Source organism: Arthrobacter sp. HMWF013 (assembly GCF_003061105.1).
Classification (GTDB): domain Bacteria; phylum Actinomycetota; class Actinomycetes; order Actinomycetales; family Micrococcaceae; genus Arthrobacter.
This window is the reverse complement of record NZ_QAIQ01000513.1, coordinates 1-14845: the sequence shown is the minus strand read 5'-3', so window position 1 is coordinate 14845 and position 14845 is coordinate 1. Positions and strand designations below refer to the sequence as shown.

General features: G+C 66.2%; 11 protein-coding genes. 8 read left to right on the top strand and 3 right to left on the bottom strand.

Annotated features, from left to right (window positions below; all coding sequences use genetic code 11):
• Positions 1 to 1654 (bottom strand): bifunctional phosphoribosylaminoimidazolecarboxamide formyltransferase/IMP cyclohydrolase (purH, locus tag DBR22_RS17960; protein ID WP_108600138.1); only part of this gene is annotated, 1654 nt, incomplete at its 3' end.
• A 124-nt stretch (positions 1655 to 1778) separates the two neighbouring features.
• Here purH and DBR22_RS17955 point away from each other — a divergent pair.
• Together DBR22_RS17955 and DBR22_RS17950 are read left to right on the top strand one after the other, a co-directional pair.
• A complete protein-coding gene (locus DBR22_RS17955) occupies positions 1779 to 3131 on the top strand; it encodes an MFS transporter (protein WP_108600137.1) in 1353 nt (450 codons plus the stop codon).
• A gap of 139 nt (positions 3132 to 3270) precedes the next feature.
• Positions 3271 to 3540 (top strand): GlsB/YeaQ/YmgE family stress response membrane protein, encoded by a 270-nt coding sequence (locus DBR22_RS17950; RefSeq protein ID WP_108600136.1) that lies wholly within the window; start codon positions 3271 to 3273, stop codon positions 3538 to 3540.
• A 78-nt stretch (positions 3541 to 3618) separates the two neighbouring features.
• Here the strand turns inward: DBR22_RS17950 and purN are convergent, their stop codons facing one another.
• On the bottom strand, positions 3619 to 4203 hold the full coding sequence (purN, locus tag DBR22_RS17945; protein ID WP_108600135.1) for a phosphoribosylglycinamide formyltransferase: 585 nt from the start codon (positions 4201 to 4203) through the stop codon (positions 3619 to 3621).
• A 38-nt stretch (positions 4204 to 4241) separates the two neighbouring features.
• On the opposite strand from purN, the gene DBR22_RS17940 reads away from it, so the two are divergent.
• Positions 4242 to 4670 carry a hypothetical protein gene (locus DBR22_RS17940; protein ID WP_108600134.1) on the top strand — a complete coding sequence of 143 codons (429 nt, stop codon included), beginning with the start codon at positions 4242 to 4244 and terminating at the stop codon, positions 4668 to 4670.
• Positions 4671 to 4680: 10 nt separating this feature from the next.
• Here the strand turns inward: DBR22_RS17940 and DBR22_RS17935 are convergent, their stop codons facing one another.
• Entirely contained in the window at positions 4681 to 5991 is a 1311-nt protein-coding gene (locus DBR22_RS17935) for a cell division protein PerM (RefSeq protein ID WP_108600133.1), read from the bottom strand.
• A gap of 154 nt (positions 5992 to 6145) precedes the next feature.
• Between DBR22_RS17935 and DBR22_RS17930 the strand changes: the two genes are divergently transcribed.
• From DBR22_RS17930 to DBR22_RS17910, 5 genes are all read left to right on the top strand, one after another.
• Positions 6146 to 6607: a DUF4383 domain-containing protein gene (locus DBR22_RS17930; protein WP_108600132.1), complete on the top strand. Its 462-nt coding sequence runs from the start codon at positions 6146 to 6148 to the stop codon at positions 6605 to 6607.
• Positions 6608 to 6817: 210 nt separating this feature from the next.
• A complete protein-coding gene (locus DBR22_RS17925; protein WP_181365237.1) occupies positions 6818 to 7975 on the top strand; it encodes a glycosyltransferase family 4 protein in 1158 nt (385 codons plus the stop codon).
• Positions 7972 to 9369 carry a UDP-glucose dehydrogenase family protein gene (locus DBR22_RS17920; protein ID WP_108600131.1) on the top strand — a complete coding sequence of 466 codons (1398 nt, stop codon included), beginning with the start codon at positions 7972 to 7974 and terminating at the stop codon, positions 9367 to 9369. Before DBR22_RS17925 ends, DBR22_RS17920 begins: the two co-directional genes overlap by 4 nt.
• 134 nt (positions 9370 to 9503) lie before the next feature.
• On the top strand, positions 9504 to 11630 hold the full coding sequence (locus DBR22_RS17915; protein ID WP_108600130.1) for a putative bifunctional diguanylate cyclase/phosphodiesterase: 2127 nt from the start codon (positions 9504 to 9506) through the stop codon (positions 11628 to 11630).
• Positions 11631 to 11723: 93 nt separating this feature from the next.
• Positions 11724 to 14845, top strand: a 3122-nt coding sequence (locus tag DBR22_RS17910) for a response regulator (RefSeq protein WP_181365236.1), incomplete at its 3' end; no start/stop codon positions are given.

Here is a 14845-nt window from a genome sequence, read left to right as displayed (position 1 = left end):
ACATAGTGACGCCGGCCGCGTTGGCAGCGGCGATGACTTCCTCATCCCGGACCGAACCGCCGGGCTGGACCACGGCGCGGACGCCGGCGTCGATCAGGATCTGCAGGCCGTCAGCGAACGGGAAGAACGCATCCGAAGCCGCAACAGCCCCGCGGGCACGTTCCGGAGCACCCGAAGCGTCGGCGTTTGAGGCGCCGCCGGCACCGTCGACGTCGGACTTCACCGTTACGCCGAGCGTGTTGGCCCGCTCTACGGCGAGGCGGCAGGAATCCAGCCGGTTGACCTGGCCCATGCCGATGCCCACGGCGGCGCCGTCGGCAGCGATCAGGATGGCGTTCGATTTGGCGGCGCGGCAGGCGGTCCAGGCGAAGGCGAGGTCCGCGAGGGTCTTCGCGTCAGCAGCTTCGCCGGCGGCAAGGGTCCAGTTGGCGGGGTTGTCACCGTCGGCGTCCACCTTGTCTGCGACCTGGACCAGCACGCCGCCGGAGACCTGGCGGATCTCGGACGGGTAGCGGCCGTAGCCTTCCGGAAGGGTCAGGAGGCGGATGTTCTTTTTCTGGGACAGGATCTCCACGGCTTCGGGTTCGAAGGCCGGCGCGATGACCACTTCGGTGAAGATGCCGGCAACGGTTCGTGCCATCCCGGCGGTGACAGTGCGGTTCGCAGCGATGACGCCGCCGAACGCGGAGACCGGATCGCAGGCGTGGGCCTTGGCGTGCGCGTCCGCGATCGGGTCCTCGGCGTCGGCAGCGCCGACGGCAACACCGCAGGGGTTGGCGTGCTTGATGATGGCGACTGCCGGCTCGGCAAAGTCGAACGCGGCGCGGAGGGCTGCGTCGGCGTCGACGAAGTTGTTGTAGCTCATGGCCTTGCCGTGCAGCTGGTCCGCCTGGGCGATGCCGGCAGGGGCTGCCTTGTCCACGTAGAGGGCTGCCTGCTGGTGCGGGTTCTCGCCGTAGCGGAGGACTTCGGAGCGCTCCAGCGACAGGCCGGCGTAGGCAGGCCAGTCGATGACGCCGTCGCCGTCTTCGTCGAGGAACTGGCTGGCAGTCCAGGAGGCCACGGCGTTGTCGTAGGACGCGGTGTGCGCGAACGCCTTGGCGGCGAGCCTGCGCCGGGTCTTCAGGTCAAAGCCGCCTTCAGCGGCGGCGGTGACCACGTCACCGTAGAAGCCGGGGTCAACAACAATGGCGACGGCGGCGTGGTTCTTCGCGGCGGAACGCACCATGGCGGGGCCGCCGATGTCGATCTGCTCCACGACGTCGTCCTGCGGTGCGCCGGACTTGACCGTCTCGACGAAGGGGTACAGGTTCACCACCACGAGGTCGAAGGTTTCAATCTCCATGCCGGCCAGGGTTTCCATGTGCGCGGGGACGCGGCGGTCCGCGAGGATGCCGCCGTGAACGCGGGGGTGCAGGGTCTTGACGCGGCCGTCGAGCATTTCCGGGGAGCCGGTGACTTCTTCGACTTCCTGGACCGGAATGCCTGCCGCGGCGATCTTCTTGGCAGTGGAGCCGGTGGAGACGATCTTCACGCCCGCTGCGTGCAGGCCCGTGGCGAGTTCCTCCAGACCGGTCTTGTCGTAAACCGAAATCAGTGCCCGGCGAATGGGGACTCGGTCGATGGATACACGGTCAGGCTGCGGCAAGCTCACAAAAGTCTCCGTCTTATCTCGCGGGCAATGGCCGCGGTTGGTGGGGATAGGCCCAGTTTATCGCGTCGCAGCAGCGAGCCGGCCCCGCCCCTGGTTGCCTCTAAGATTTAGGCAGGAGGCCGAGATGAATACTTATACGACTGTGCCCAGTGGCGAACAGGTGGTGCAGGAACTGCCGTGGCGGTGGAAGGTGCAGGGCAGGATCTTCCTGATCGGCGGCCTCGGCTTCATGTTCGACGCCTGGGACGTCACGCTCAACGGCATCCTGATTCCGCTGCTTTCCACGCACTGGGCGCTTGCTCCGGGCGAGGTGGCCTGGGTGGGCACAGCCAACCTGATCGGCATGGCCCTCGGCGCCTTCGTATGGGGCACCATCGCGGACACGATCGGGCGAAAGAAAGCCTTCACGGCCACCCTGCTGATCTTCTCCCTGTTCACCGTGCTGGGCGCTTTCTCCCCTGACTTCATCTGGTTCTGCGTTTTCCGCTTTATGGCCGGGTTCGGGCTGGGCGGCTGCATTCCCGTGGACTACGCCCTGGTGGGTGAGTTCACGCCGCGGAAGCAGCGCGGCAGGGTCCTGACTGCCATGGATGGCTGGTGGCCTATCGGCGCGGCACTCGCCGGTTTTGTTTCCGCCGCCCTGGTGGGCATTTTCGGCGACTGGCGCCTGACCATGCTGGTGATGGTCCTGCCCGCGCTCCTGGTCTTCTGGGTCCGGCGCAGTGTCCCCGAATCCCCGCTGTTCCTGATCCGCAAAGGCAGGCGCGAGGAAGCGGCGAAGGTCATCGATGAGCTGGTGGCAGCAACCGGCGCAGAGCCCCGTGCCTACAGCCTCCCGGACGCGCAGGAAGTCCCCCGGCTCTCGGCCGGCAGCGCGTGGCATCAGCTCAAGCTGGTCTGGCAGTTCAACTGGAAGATCACCGCCACTGCGTGGGCCCTGTTCTTCAGCATTCTCCTGGTCTACTACCTGTCCCTCACCTGGATGCCCCGGATCCTGATCGGCGCCGGCTTCGCGGAGTACAAGGCGTTCCTCACGACGGCGTCCATGGCCGCCGTCGGCCTGCTGGGCGTCATCGTGGCCGCGCTGCTCGTGGAGCGGGTCGGCCGCAAATGGATCCTGGCCATCACGGGCCCGCTGTCCGCACTGACCCTGGTGATCGTGGCCTTTGTGGTGGATATCCCCACCGCTGCCGTGTTCTGGCTGCTGGTGTTCGGGTTTGTGGTGCAGGTGGCCATTCCGGTTCTTTATGCCTACGTGTCGGAGCTGTACCCCACCGAGCTCCGTGGCACGGGGTTCGGCTGGGCTTCTACGTTCTCCCGGCTGGGCGCAGGCTTGGGCCCGCTCATCTTCGCCAACTACTTCTGGCCGGAGCTGGGCCTGGCCACGTCCTTTGCGCTGGCCGGGGGCCTGGTCCTGCTCGCCGTGCTGTGGATGGCCTTCTTCTCCCCCGAGACCAAGCAGCGCCGCCTGGAGTAACAGTTAAGGTTGTTGACGGCCGGAGTAAATAGCGGTCATCTCGTGATAATTGAAACCTTGCGGAACGGTAAGCACGCTGATTAACTGAGGGGGTCGGCATGGGGGTTTGGCACCAACTTACTGAGAAGGAAGTGGCAACATGGGCATTATCGGATTTCTCATTTTGGGCTTGATTGCGGGAGCCATCGCCAAGCTCATCCTGCCCGGAAAGCAGGGCATCGGCTGGGTCATGACCCTGGTACTTGGCGTCGTAGGAGCCTTGCTGGGCGGCTGGATCGGATCGCTGATCTTTGGCGGCGGCCTGGCTGAATTCTTCGATATCCGGACATGGCTGTTGGCCATTCTGGGCTCCGTTATTGTCCTGCTGGTTTACGGCGCAGTGACAGGACGCAGCCGCACCCGCGCCTGACCACCAGAGCACCAAGCAGCAAAGGCGCCGTTTCCCGAAAGGGAAGCGGCGCCTTTTGCTGTGCAGGTCCCCGCAGGATCAGCTTCGGGCTGCGGTGGATGATGCTGCGGCGAGCGAAGCCAGGGTGGAGATCAGGAGCCGGCGCTCCACCACCTTGATCTTTTCGTGCAGGGTTTCCTCGGTATCCGAGTCTTCGATCGCCACCGCTTCCTGGGCGATGATGGGTCCGGTATCCATTCCGGCGTCGGCCCAGTGAACGGTGCAGCCGGTGACCTTCACGCCATAGGCCATGGCGTCCCGGACCCCATGCGCACCGGGGAAGGACGGCAGCAGGGCGGGGTGGGTGTTGAGGTATCTGCCGTTGAAGGCAGCGATGAAGTCGGCGCTGACGATGCGCATGAAGCCGGAGGAGACCACCACGTCCGGGGCATAGGAAGCCACCCGGGCGGTCAGGGCCGCGTCCCATTCGGCGCGGGTGGGGAACGAATTGAAGTTGACCACGAACGTCTCCAGCCCCGCCTCGGAAGCGCGTTCGACGCCGTAGGTCCCCTCCCGGTCGGCACCCACCGCTGCGATCTCAACGTCCAGCTCCCCTGACTTTGTGGCGTCAATGACAGCCTGGAGGTTGGAGCCGGTTCCGGAGACGAGGACTACGATGCGCATGGGTCTAGCTTATGGGCAGGCTCGCGTAGGCTGGAAAAATGAACCCCTCCATGGAACCGGCCGAAAAGCAGCGCACCAAACCGCCGCTCAGCGAAGCCGCCAAAAGCTCGCTGGGCAAGACCCGCAACCTGTTCCGCATCTTCATTGTCACCGTGCTGGGCGCCTTCTTTGTCTACCAGCTCGACGTCAGCTACCTCTGGCTCACCAGCATCCTGACCGTCGCGAGCCTGGTCATCGGAATCATCCTGCTGGTCCGTTCCGCGAAGCTGAAGGAATCCAAACTCGTCCTTGCGGGCACCATTTCCGGGCTGGTGGTCATGCTTGTCATGGTGCTGGTCATCCTCGTGACTGCCGTGTTCTTCGACCAGGTCCGGGACTTCCAGGCCTGCTCACGGCAGGCCCTCACAGACCAGGCGCTGTCCGGCTGCCGCGTCCAGCTTGAAAGCTCGCTGCCGGGCCTCCGCTAGCCGCCCGGGCTCAGCGGACCAGTTCCGCTTCCTCTTCCACCTGTTGGCGGCGTTCCAGCCACGGTCCGGCGGCATAACCGATCACGACGCCGATGCCCACCTCCGCGGCAATCCAGAGGCCTGTCCACAACGGGTCGGGGCCGATGGACGTGAGCCGCCCCAGGCCGGCGGAGCCGCGGGCCAGCCAGGCAAGCCCGGCTGCCAGGAGTCCGGAGACGGCGCCGATCAGCAGCCCCAGCGCCAGGGTGGACGCGGAGGCCGTAAACCAGCGGAAGCGCAGTTTGATGGACAGCCACTCGTCGAAGTGGTTTTCCCCTTCGCGCAGGAACCACCACCCGGCGAGGATCCCGGCGAGGACCGGCACCACCAAAGCCACAAAACCGTAGTCCAGGGGCCCTGACGGAATGGCTGCAAAGACCGGGATGGACGGCAGCGGCCCCACGGCGGTTCCCAGCGGTCCCACCTGTGAGCCGACGCCCATGGCAAACCCGGAACCGGACACCCAGGCGAGTGCAAACACCGCCAGGTTGGGGAGGTAGCCGAGCTGCGCGATGGTGAGGGCCGCGCCCCCTACCGCGCCGGCGTCGAGCGCTTCATAGACCGCAATCACCAGGTTCCAGTGGATAAAGAAGTCCACCGCGAGCAGCACGCACGCGAGCGCAAGCGCGGAGGTGAGCGCCAGGAAACCGGCCTTGGCGGCGGACCCGAGGTAGGAACCTGCCCAGCGGGAGTGCTGGCTGGTGCGCGAGATCCAGTCGACGGCGTCGACGCCGATCAGCCGGCTCCACGAGCCTGCCTCACGGCGGGCGCCGATCACCATGCCCAGCGCGAACGGGATCAGCGGGATCACCATGGCGTACCAGATGTTAATGACGACGTCCGGGGTGCGGCAGATGAAGCCAGTGGCCGCCCCGAAAGCCGAGTAGACCAGCCAGGAGCCGAGGAGCGCCTGCCAGAGCTGGTCGGTGTAGGAAGCGCGGGCAAGGCGCCGCCCGGCACGCCAGGCAAGCAGGAACGGAATGAGGGTCAGGCCCAGCGGAACCAGGGTCAGCATGCCGGAGCCCGGACTGCCTGCGGTGCCGGAGCCGAAATCGGCCAGCTGCAGGGGCACACCGTGGATCAGCAGCCAGGCCTGGCCGGCGAGGCGGGCCAGGGCGTCGAAGCCGGTGTTCTGGAATCCGGCCGTAGCCCAGACCGCCACGATGGGAGCCACCACCACGAGGACCGAGATGATGGCTGCCTGGGCCGTTTCGATGGCTCCCTGCAGCCACAAGGGCATGGGAAGGCCACGGTCTCCGGTCTGATCAGCGCGCAGTTTCATCGTGTTCCATAGTTTCACGGCCGGGCCCACCCACCGGTTTGCGACAGGCTCATTCGGCCGAAGAGACCAAGCTCATCGTGGGGGCCCAACAGCGCTTTTTCCACAGGTCCGCCGTAAAATTGGTATGTCCGCAATCAGTGGTTGGAGGCAGAAAATGACTACCGCATCCCCACACGCACACGGCGTACATTTTGGGCGCGCAGACGTCCAGAACGCCGGCATGGGTGTGGGTATTGTTCTGTTATTGGTGGGTATCCTGGGCTTTATCCCCGGCATTACCACCCAGTACAGCGAATTGACGTTCCTTGGGCCTGATTCCCATGCCATGTTCCTCGGCCTGTTCCAGGTTTCCATGCTGCTCAATATTGTGCAGCTGGTCATCGGCGCAACCGGCCTGACCATGGCCCGCACGGAACACGGCGCCCGGAACTTCCTCATCGGCGCCGGCGCGCTGTACATCGTCCTCGCAATTTTCGGGCTCAGTGTCGGAGTGGATTCGGCGGCCAATTTCCTGTCGCTGAACATGACGGACAACTGGGCCCACCTTGTGCTGGGCGTTCTGATGATTGGTGCCGGCTGGCTGTTCTCAAGGAACATGGCCAGCGATAGGCGGTAAACCCGGAAATAACCAGCCGGGAATAAGGAGCCGCGAATGAGGAAGATCTGTAAGTTCTGAATATTCGTCCTACTGGCCGGTGCAGTTGACGCGATTTTGCGGGCAGCTGCACCGGCTTTCCTTGTGCGCAGCCCACCTGTTCACCCAACCTTTCCCTCGGCGTCACACCTCCTCCCCCGCCGCGTCAGGCCGCGGGGCCACCGTGGAGGGGTGAGGATCGCAATTGTTGCCGAGTCATTCCTGCCGCTGATGAACGGGGTGACGCACTCCATCCTGCGGGTGCTGGAGCACCTGGAGGGCCAGGGCCACGACGTCCTGGTCATTGCGCCCTCACCCCATGCTGTCGCCGAGTTCGCGGGAACCCCCGAGGTGGTCCACGGCGCGGGCGTGCACCGGCTCCCGGCTGTTCCGCTTGCCGGGTACACGAATGTGCGGGTGGCGATGGGCGGTGTGTACCGGGTCAAGCGAATCCTTGCCGACTACGCACCCGAGATCGTCCACCTCGCCTCGCCGTTTGTCCTGGGCTGGCGGGCCGTCCAGGCCGCCCACCAGCTGGGGATCCCCACCGTTGCGATCTACCAGACCGAGGTTCCCAGCTACGCCGCGCGGTACGGTGTGCCGTTCCTGGAGAACTGGGCCTGGAACCGGGTGGAGAACATCCACCTGCTGGCCACCCGAACCCTGGTCCCATCCACTTTCGCGCTGAACCAGTTGCGCGGCCGCGGGATTCCGCGGGTGGAGATGTGGCGCCGCGGTGTGGACACCGCACGGTTCTCGCCCGGAAAGCGCGACGCCGGGTGGCGGGCTTCCGTGGCCCCCGGCGGCGAGCGGATCATCGGGTACGTGGGCCGGCTGGCGATCGAGAAGCAGGTGGAGGACCTGGCTGCGCTGGCCAACGTCCCGAACACCAGGCTCGTGGTTGTGGGCGACGGCCCCCAGCGGGCGGCCCTGCAGGAAGCCCTCCCGCACGCGGTCTTTACGGGGTTCCTCGGCGGCGAGGAACTGGCCAGGGCTGTGGCATCCTTTGACCTCTTCGTCCACCCCGGCGAGTTCGAAACGTTCTGCCAGACCATCCAGGAGGCCATGGCGTCCGGGGTCCCGGTGGTGGCCACGGGACGCGGCGGCCCGCTGGACCTGGTGGAAAACTCCCGCACCGGCTGGCTGTACCAGCCCGGCGACCTGGCAGGCTTCCGGGCACAGGTCATGGACCTGATAGGCGACGACGCCAAGCGCCGTGCGTTCGCCGCGGCAGCCCACGCCTCGGTCCAGGACCGGACGTGGCCTGCACTGTGCGGCCAGCTTGAGGAGCACTACCGCCAGGTCCTGTCCAGCATGCCTTCAATCTCCGGAAATGGAGCGTCCCTGTGAAAATTTCCGTGATCGGCTGCGGCTACCTCGGCGCTGTACACGCCGCCACCCTCGCCTCGATGGGCCACACCGTGGTGGGCATCGATGTGGACGCCGCCAGGGTGGAGCAGCTCGGCCGTGGCCAGGCTCCCTTCTTCGAGCCGGGCCTGGACGAACTCCTGGCGGATGGGCGCACCACCGGCCGGCTGACGTTCTCCACCAACTTCTCCCGGGCTGCCACGGCCCAGGTCCATTTCCTGTGCGTCGGGACGCCGCAGGCCAAGACGTCCGACGGCGCCGATCTCAGCTATCTCGTCTCGGCCACCGGGGCGCTGCTCCCGCACCTGGCGAGGGGCGCCGTCGTCGTCGGTAAATCAACGGTGCCCGTAGGCACCGTGGACATGCTTCAGGGAGTCCTGGCGGGGCGGCCGGACGTGCAGCTCGGCTGGAATCCGGAGTTCCTGCGGCAGGGCACCGCGGTGAAGGACACGCTGGTTCCGGACCGGCTGGTGTACGGCGTGGCCGGCGGCCGTGCCGCGGCGTTCAACCCGCGCACCGGCGCGCCGCGTGCGGTGACTGCGGCCCTGGATGCCGTCTACGAGCCGCTGCTGAATGCGGGGATTCCGCGGCTGGTGTGCAATTTTGCGACTGCTGAGCTGATCAAGTCGGCCGCCAACGCGTACCTGGCCACCAAGGTCAGTTTCATCAACGCGATCTCGGAACTGTGCGACGCCTCGGGCGCTGATGTGGCAGAACTCAGCGAGGCCATGGGCATGGACCCCCGGATCGGCAGCCGGTACATGCACGCGGGGCTGGGCTTCGGCGGCGGTTGCCTGCCCAAGGACATCCGCAGCCTCCGGACGCAGGCGGCGGCCCTGGGCGTTGACCCGGTGGACGAGTGGATGGGCGTGGTGGATTCCATCAACCTGCGGCAGCGGACCCGGGCCGTGGAGCGCGCAGCAGAGCTGTGTGGCGGCGGGCTTTCGGGGCGGGCCGTCACCATCCTGGGCGCCTCCTTCAAGCCGGAGACCGACGACATCCGCGATTCCCCCGCCCTGGACGTCGCGGTCCAGCTGGCGGCTGCGGGGGCGCACGTGACGGTGACGGATCCGAAGGCCATCAACCATGCTTGGCTGCGGTTTCCCCAGCTGCGGTTCGAGGCCGCCACGTCGCGTGCCCTGGAGGGTGCCGATCTGGTGCTGCTCCTGACGGAATGGGACGAATACCGCCGGCTGTCCCCTGCCGCGGCGGGCGGGCTGGTGCGACGACGGGTCATGCTTGATGCGCGCAACGTACTGGACGCAGCGGCCTGGCAGGCCGCGGGGTGGGTGGTCCGCGGGCTGGGCACCAATGCAGGTCATTCCGCTGTCCGGGCGGATCCGGCGGCCAGCATGGCCAAAATGCGTCACTCCTAACCGTGCCGCTGATTCCCGGGGCCGCAATCGGCGCCAATTGCAGCAGCCGGGGGTGCCGCGCCCGCCCGGAAAAGACGCTTTGACGTTCCGTCGCCAGCGGCGGCACTTTATGATGTGCGTGGGGGTGGTTGCGCATGGGGGGATCCAAGCGGCAAAAGAACAAGGATTTTGCGGTACCTGCTTTCGGTGCGCTCCTGGATGCCAGCCCTGACGCCCTCCTGGTGCTCAATCCGGACGGCACCATCAGACTCGCGAACGCGGCCGCGTCCAGGCTGTTCGGCTACCCGCGTGATCAGCTGGTCGGAGCCAGCCACCGGTGGCTCCTCTCCGAAGGGTTCCGGAACGAAACCTCCCAGCTGCTGGAACATTTGACAGCGCAGCCTGATGAACCCCTGCCGCCGCGGGAGGTCTACGGCCTGCACTGCGACGGCACCGAATTCGCCGCGGAGATGGCCGGCTCCCTGATCGACGACGGCGGCTCGCAGCTGCTGCTCGTTTCCCTCCGCGGCACTGGGCACCGCAAGGACGCGGACCTGCGCGAGGCCTTGTCGCTGCTGACGGCCACGCTCGAATCCACCGCCGACGGAATCCTGGTCATCAGCTCAACGGGCAAGGTGGCGGGCCTCAATGACCAGTTCCTGAAGATGTGGGGCATTCCGCCCGAGTATATGGAAGCCGGGTCGGAGGAACCCGCCATGGGTGTGGTGATGTCCCAGGTGCAGGATCCGGCGGCTTTCATGGCCCGGATCACCGAGGTGACGGACAACCCCGCAGCGGAGAGCCATGACGTGGTGGATCTGGTGGACGGCCGGACCTTCGAAAGGTATTCGCGTCCCCAGAAAGTGGGCCACCGGATTGCGGGCCGGGTGTGGAGCTTCCGCGATGTGACGCCGCGCCGCGAAGCACAGGAGCAGGCTCATCAGGCCATGCGGGACCTTGCGGCGCAGGCCGAGCAGCTGAGGGCGCTGGCCTTCCAGGATCCGCTGACCGGTCTGGCCAACCGGGCGGTGTTCAACGAGGCTCTCGCTGTAGCCCTGCGCGAACCACGCCTCAAGTCCGTTGACGTCCTGCTGATCGACCTGGATGACTTCAAGGAGGTCAACGACATCCTGGGCCACCAGGCCGGCGACGACATGCTGGTGGAGGTGGCGCGCCGGCTTCGCGGCTGCACCCCTACCGCCGATGTCGTGGCCCGGCTGGGCGGCGACGAATTTGTGGTGCTGCTGACTGCATGCCCTGACGTGGAGGCCACGGCGGCCTGCATTATCCGGTGCCTGAATGTCCCCGTGTGGATTGAAGGGACCATGCTGCGGCCCAGCCTGAGCCTGGGCCTGGCTTCCATCGGCAAGGACGCGGTGGTCCCATCCGAGCTGCTGCGTGAGGCGGACATCGCCATGTATGCGGCCAAGGCCGCCGGGAAGAACCGGTTCCTCCGGTTCCATCCGGACATGATGACCGCCCTGGTCCAGCGCACCGACATGGAGGCGGCCCTGCAGCTGGCAGTGGCCCGGGGCGAAATTTCCGTGGACCTCCAGCCCATCGTCTCCCCGCGCATGGGCCGGGTGGTCAAGTTTGAAGCACTGGCGCGCTGGAACCGCGACGGCGAGGGGATCCCTCCCACAGTCTTCATTCCGATGGCGGAGCGGAGCGGCCTGATCAACGAGATCGGGACCGAGGTGATGGCCCAGAGCCTGGCACGGGTGGCCCCCTGGCTGCGGGCCGATCCGTCCCGTTCACTGTCCGTCAATGTGTCCGGGGTGCAGCTGCTGGCACCTGATTTTGATGAGCGGGTGCTGCGTCTGGCCGAGGTCAGCGGGGTGGCTGCTTATCAGCTGGTCCTGGAGGTCACGGAGAGTGTGTTCTTCGACGCCGACTGCCATGTGATCCGCCAGCTGGGCAGCCTCCGGCAAGCGGGAGCCAGGGTAGCCCTGGACGACTTCGGCACGGGATATTCATCCCTCGGCCGGCTGCAGGACCTGCCCGTGGACATCGTCAAGATCGATAAGACCTTTGTGTCCATGGTGCGGACCGGGAACGAACGCCTCCCCATCCTCAGTTCCATGATCAACATGGCGCACAGCCTGGGACTGACCGTCACCGCGGAAGGAATCGAGACCCGGGAGCAGGCCAACTACCTGATCGGGCTTGAGTGCGATTCGCTGCAAGGCTACCTGTTCTCGCGACCGGAGCCGGGCCATCGGTTCGAGCAGGCATTGTTGAACGCACGGCAGGCGCTCGAGGCGCTCGCTTTTGAGTCTTAAGGGATATCATCAGGATGCGCCTCCGCCCAGGTCTCGGGCGGCCCCGGTCTCGTCTCAATGTGGGTGCAGGCGCATGTATGGGGAGGGATCCGCGTGTCTCAGACTGGTCTCCTGGAGCCACGTCCCGCCGCCGGTAGGAGCAAGGCCACGCTGGGATGGCTGATCTTGCTTGCTGCAGTGCTGCAGGGCGTGCTCGGAACGTTCTTCGCCGCGACCAACGGCACACCCGCGGCGGTCATTGCCGGTGACTTTGCCATCCTGATGGCCGCCCTTCTTGCCGGTTTCAGCTGCGGACGGGCTGCGGTGCGCGGCGGCGTGAACGCCAGGGCGTGGACCCTGATGTCGGCAGCCGCCTATGTCTGGGCCGCCGGTATGGCCGTTTGGACGTTCTTCGGCCTCGCCAACAACCACATGTACCCTTTCCCGTCCCTGGCGGACGCCCTGTTCATCAGCTACTCAGTCCCCGCCGCCGTCGCCCTTTTCAGCTTTAGAAGGCCCGGCGGCACCACCCGGGTGGGGCTGCTCCGGACAGTGTTGGACGCCGCGGTCATCGCCGGGTCGGTGCTGGTGATCAGCTGGTATACCACCTTGGAGACGGCCATCAGCTCGGAGGGCGGGCTCCTGACCCGGCTCACCACCATGGCCTATCCGGTTGTTGACGTGATCATCACGTCGCTGGTGCTGGTGCTTGGGATGCGCCGCCAGTCCGGCGAACGGCTCCCTTGGCTCTGCTTCGGCGGCGGCCTGCTCATCCTCACCATCACCGACAGCACCTACGTGCGGTTAACGTTCGACGGTGTCACTGGAGTCACCGGTTCGCCGCTTGCCCTGGGCTGGATCAGCGCCTTCCTCCTTATTGCCCTTGCGCCGTTGCTCCCCTACGCCGAGAAGCCGCTGCCGGACCGCCGGGCGTTTGCGTTGGCCCAGGAACTGCTTCCCTACCCACCGATCCTGGTGGCCGTTGTCCTGATCGCCGCCCCGCACGTTGACGAAATGAGCTCGTTCCTGCTGGTGGTTGCCCGGGTCACCGTGGTCATCATCCTGGTCCGCCAGGTGCTGATCATCATCGAGAACCTCTCCCTGACCAACGGGCTGGAGAACGAGGTCGCCGTCCGGACAGCGGAGCTGGAAGGCCTCGGCGCAATTGTGAACTCCTCCAGGGACGCCATCCTGAGCACCACCCCGGACGGGATCATCACCAGCTGGAACCCCGGGGCCGAGCAGCAATACGGCTACACGGCTTCGGAAGCGATAGGCCACAACGCGCGCATGCTTCTCCCGCCGGGCAGCACCGACGCGGACGACGAGGTGTTCGAGCAGCTCAGCGAAAGCGGCCAGGCCATGAGCTTCGAAACCGAGCATCTGCGCAAGGACGGGGAGGTTATCCCGGTGTCCGTAACCATCTCCCCCATCCGCGAAGGCGGGAACATCCGCGGGATTGCAGCTATCGCCAGGGACATCACGTTGCGCAGGGCAGCTGAAAAGGAGCTGCAGGCGGCGCGGGAGGCAGCACTCGAATCCAGCCGCTTGAAATCCGAATTCCTGGCCACCATGAGCCATGAGATCCGCACTCCCATGAACGGCGTGGTGGGGCTGACCGCGCTGCTCCTGGAGACACCGCTGGACGAAACACAGAAGCAGTATGCGCAGGGCGTCAAGGGTGCCGGCGAGGCCCTGTTGGCCCTCATTAACGACATCCTGGACTTCTCAAAGCTGGAGGCGGGAAAAGTTGACCTTGACTTCCGCCCGTTTGATCCCCGGCTCCTGGTGGAGGAAGTGGCTGGCCTGCTCACCGAGCCTGCCCAGGCCAAAAACCTGGAGCTCATCGCCTACTGCGAACCCGAGGTCCCCGCCCGGCTGCACGGTGATGCCGGCCGGATCCGGCAGGTCCTGCTGAATCTTGCGTCCAACGCTGTGAAGTTCACCGCCACGGGCGAGGTATCCATCCGCGTGAAAATAGCGGGCGACCCGGCTCGCGGGACCGCCGACGTCGCGTCCACGGCCATGGTCTGCTTTGAAGTCCGCGATACGGGAATCGGCATTGACCCTGCGGATCATGCGCGGTTGTTCGAATCGTTCTCGCAGGCGGATGCCTCCACTACCCGCCGCTACGGCGGAACCGGATTGGGCCTGGCCATCTGCAGCAGGCTCACCGAGGCCATGGACGGCGAGATAGGGCTGGAGAGTGTGCCTGGTGAGGGCAGCACCTTCTGGTTCCGCATTCCCTTGCCGGTTGCGCCCGCGGCAACGGGTCCGGTGCCCACGGCCGGCTTCCTCACGGGACTGCGGGTTCTGGTGGTGGATGACAACGCCACCAACCGCCTGGTGCTGGAATCCCAGCTGCGCGGCTGGAAGCTGGTGCCGGAGGCGGTTCCCGACGCCCGGTCGGCACTGGTCCGGGCACGTGAGTCTGCAGCGGCCGGGGAACCATTCGACCTTGCCGTGCTCGACCTCTGCATGCCTGAAACTGATGGCCTCGAGCTGGCCCGCACGATCAAAGCCGACCCCAAACTGGCGGACATAGAGCTGATCATGCTGACCTCCACCATGCAGGTCAACGGAGCCTCGATCACCGACGCCGGCGTCCGGGAATGGCTCATGAAGCCCGTCCGCAGCTCCGAGTTCTACAACCGGCTGATGCGGCTGATGTCCGCGCGTGAGCTGCACACGCTTGGCGAACCGGCTCCGCACGGGGCGTCACATGCGGCGTCAGGTGCCGCGCGGGAGCCGGCGCCCGGCGACCTGTCCCCCGAGGATGCGTCCCGGGGCCACATCCTGGTGGTGGAGGATAACGAGGTCAACCAGTTGGTGGCCCGTGCCACGGTGACGAAATTCGGCTACTCGGTGGACGTGGTGGCCGACGGCGCCGAAGCCGTAGCTGCCACAGCCGGTACCCTTTACGACGCCGTCCTGATGGACTGCCACATGCCGGTGATGGACGGATTCGAGGCCACCCGGATCATCCGGACGCGGGATGGGATGCACAGCCGCCTTCCCATCATCGCCATGACCGCCGGCGCCTTGGACGGCGACCGGGAACGCTGCCTGGCCGCTGGCATGGACGACTACCTCGCCAAGCCTGTGGACGCCGCTGAGCTGGAAGCCACGCTGGCCCGCTGGGTGCCCCGGCTGGCCCCCACATCCAATGCCACCGCAATTGCTGGCTGTCACCGGTGCATCTTCGCAGGCGCTGGACGCGGACCGGCTGGCTATTC

What these genes read in the sequence shown, in the direction of transcription:
- DBR22_RS17935 (WP_108600133.1), bottom strand. Translation starts at nt 5,991, where the DNA reads ATGAAACTGCGCGCTGATCAGACCGGAGACCGTGGCCTTCCCATGCCC.
- purN (WP_108600135.1), bottom strand. Translation starts at nt 4,203, where the DNA reads ATGCGCATCGTAGTCCTCGTCTCCGGAACCGGCTCCAACCTCCAGGCT.
- DBR22_RS17950 (WP_108600136.1), top strand. Translation starts at nt 3,271, where the DNA reads ATGGGCATTATCGGATTTCTCATTTTGGGCTTGATTGCGGGAGCCATC.
- DBR22_RS17930 (WP_108600132.1), top strand. Translation starts at nt 6,146, where the DNA reads ATGACTACCGCATCCCCACACGCACACGGCGTACATTTTGGGCGCGCA.
- DBR22_RS17940 (WP_108600134.1), top strand. Translation starts at nt 4,242, where the DNA reads ATGAACCCCTCCATGGAACCGGCCGAAAAGCAGCGCACCAAACCGCCG.
- DBR22_RS17955 (WP_108600137.1), top strand. Translation starts at nt 1,779, where the DNA reads ATGAATACTTATACGACTGTGCCCAGTGGCGAACAGGTGGTGCAGGAA.
- DBR22_RS17915 (WP_108600130.1), top strand. Translation starts at nt 9,504, where the DNA reads ATGGGGGGATCCAAGCGGCAAAAGAACAAGGATTTTGCGGTACCTGCT.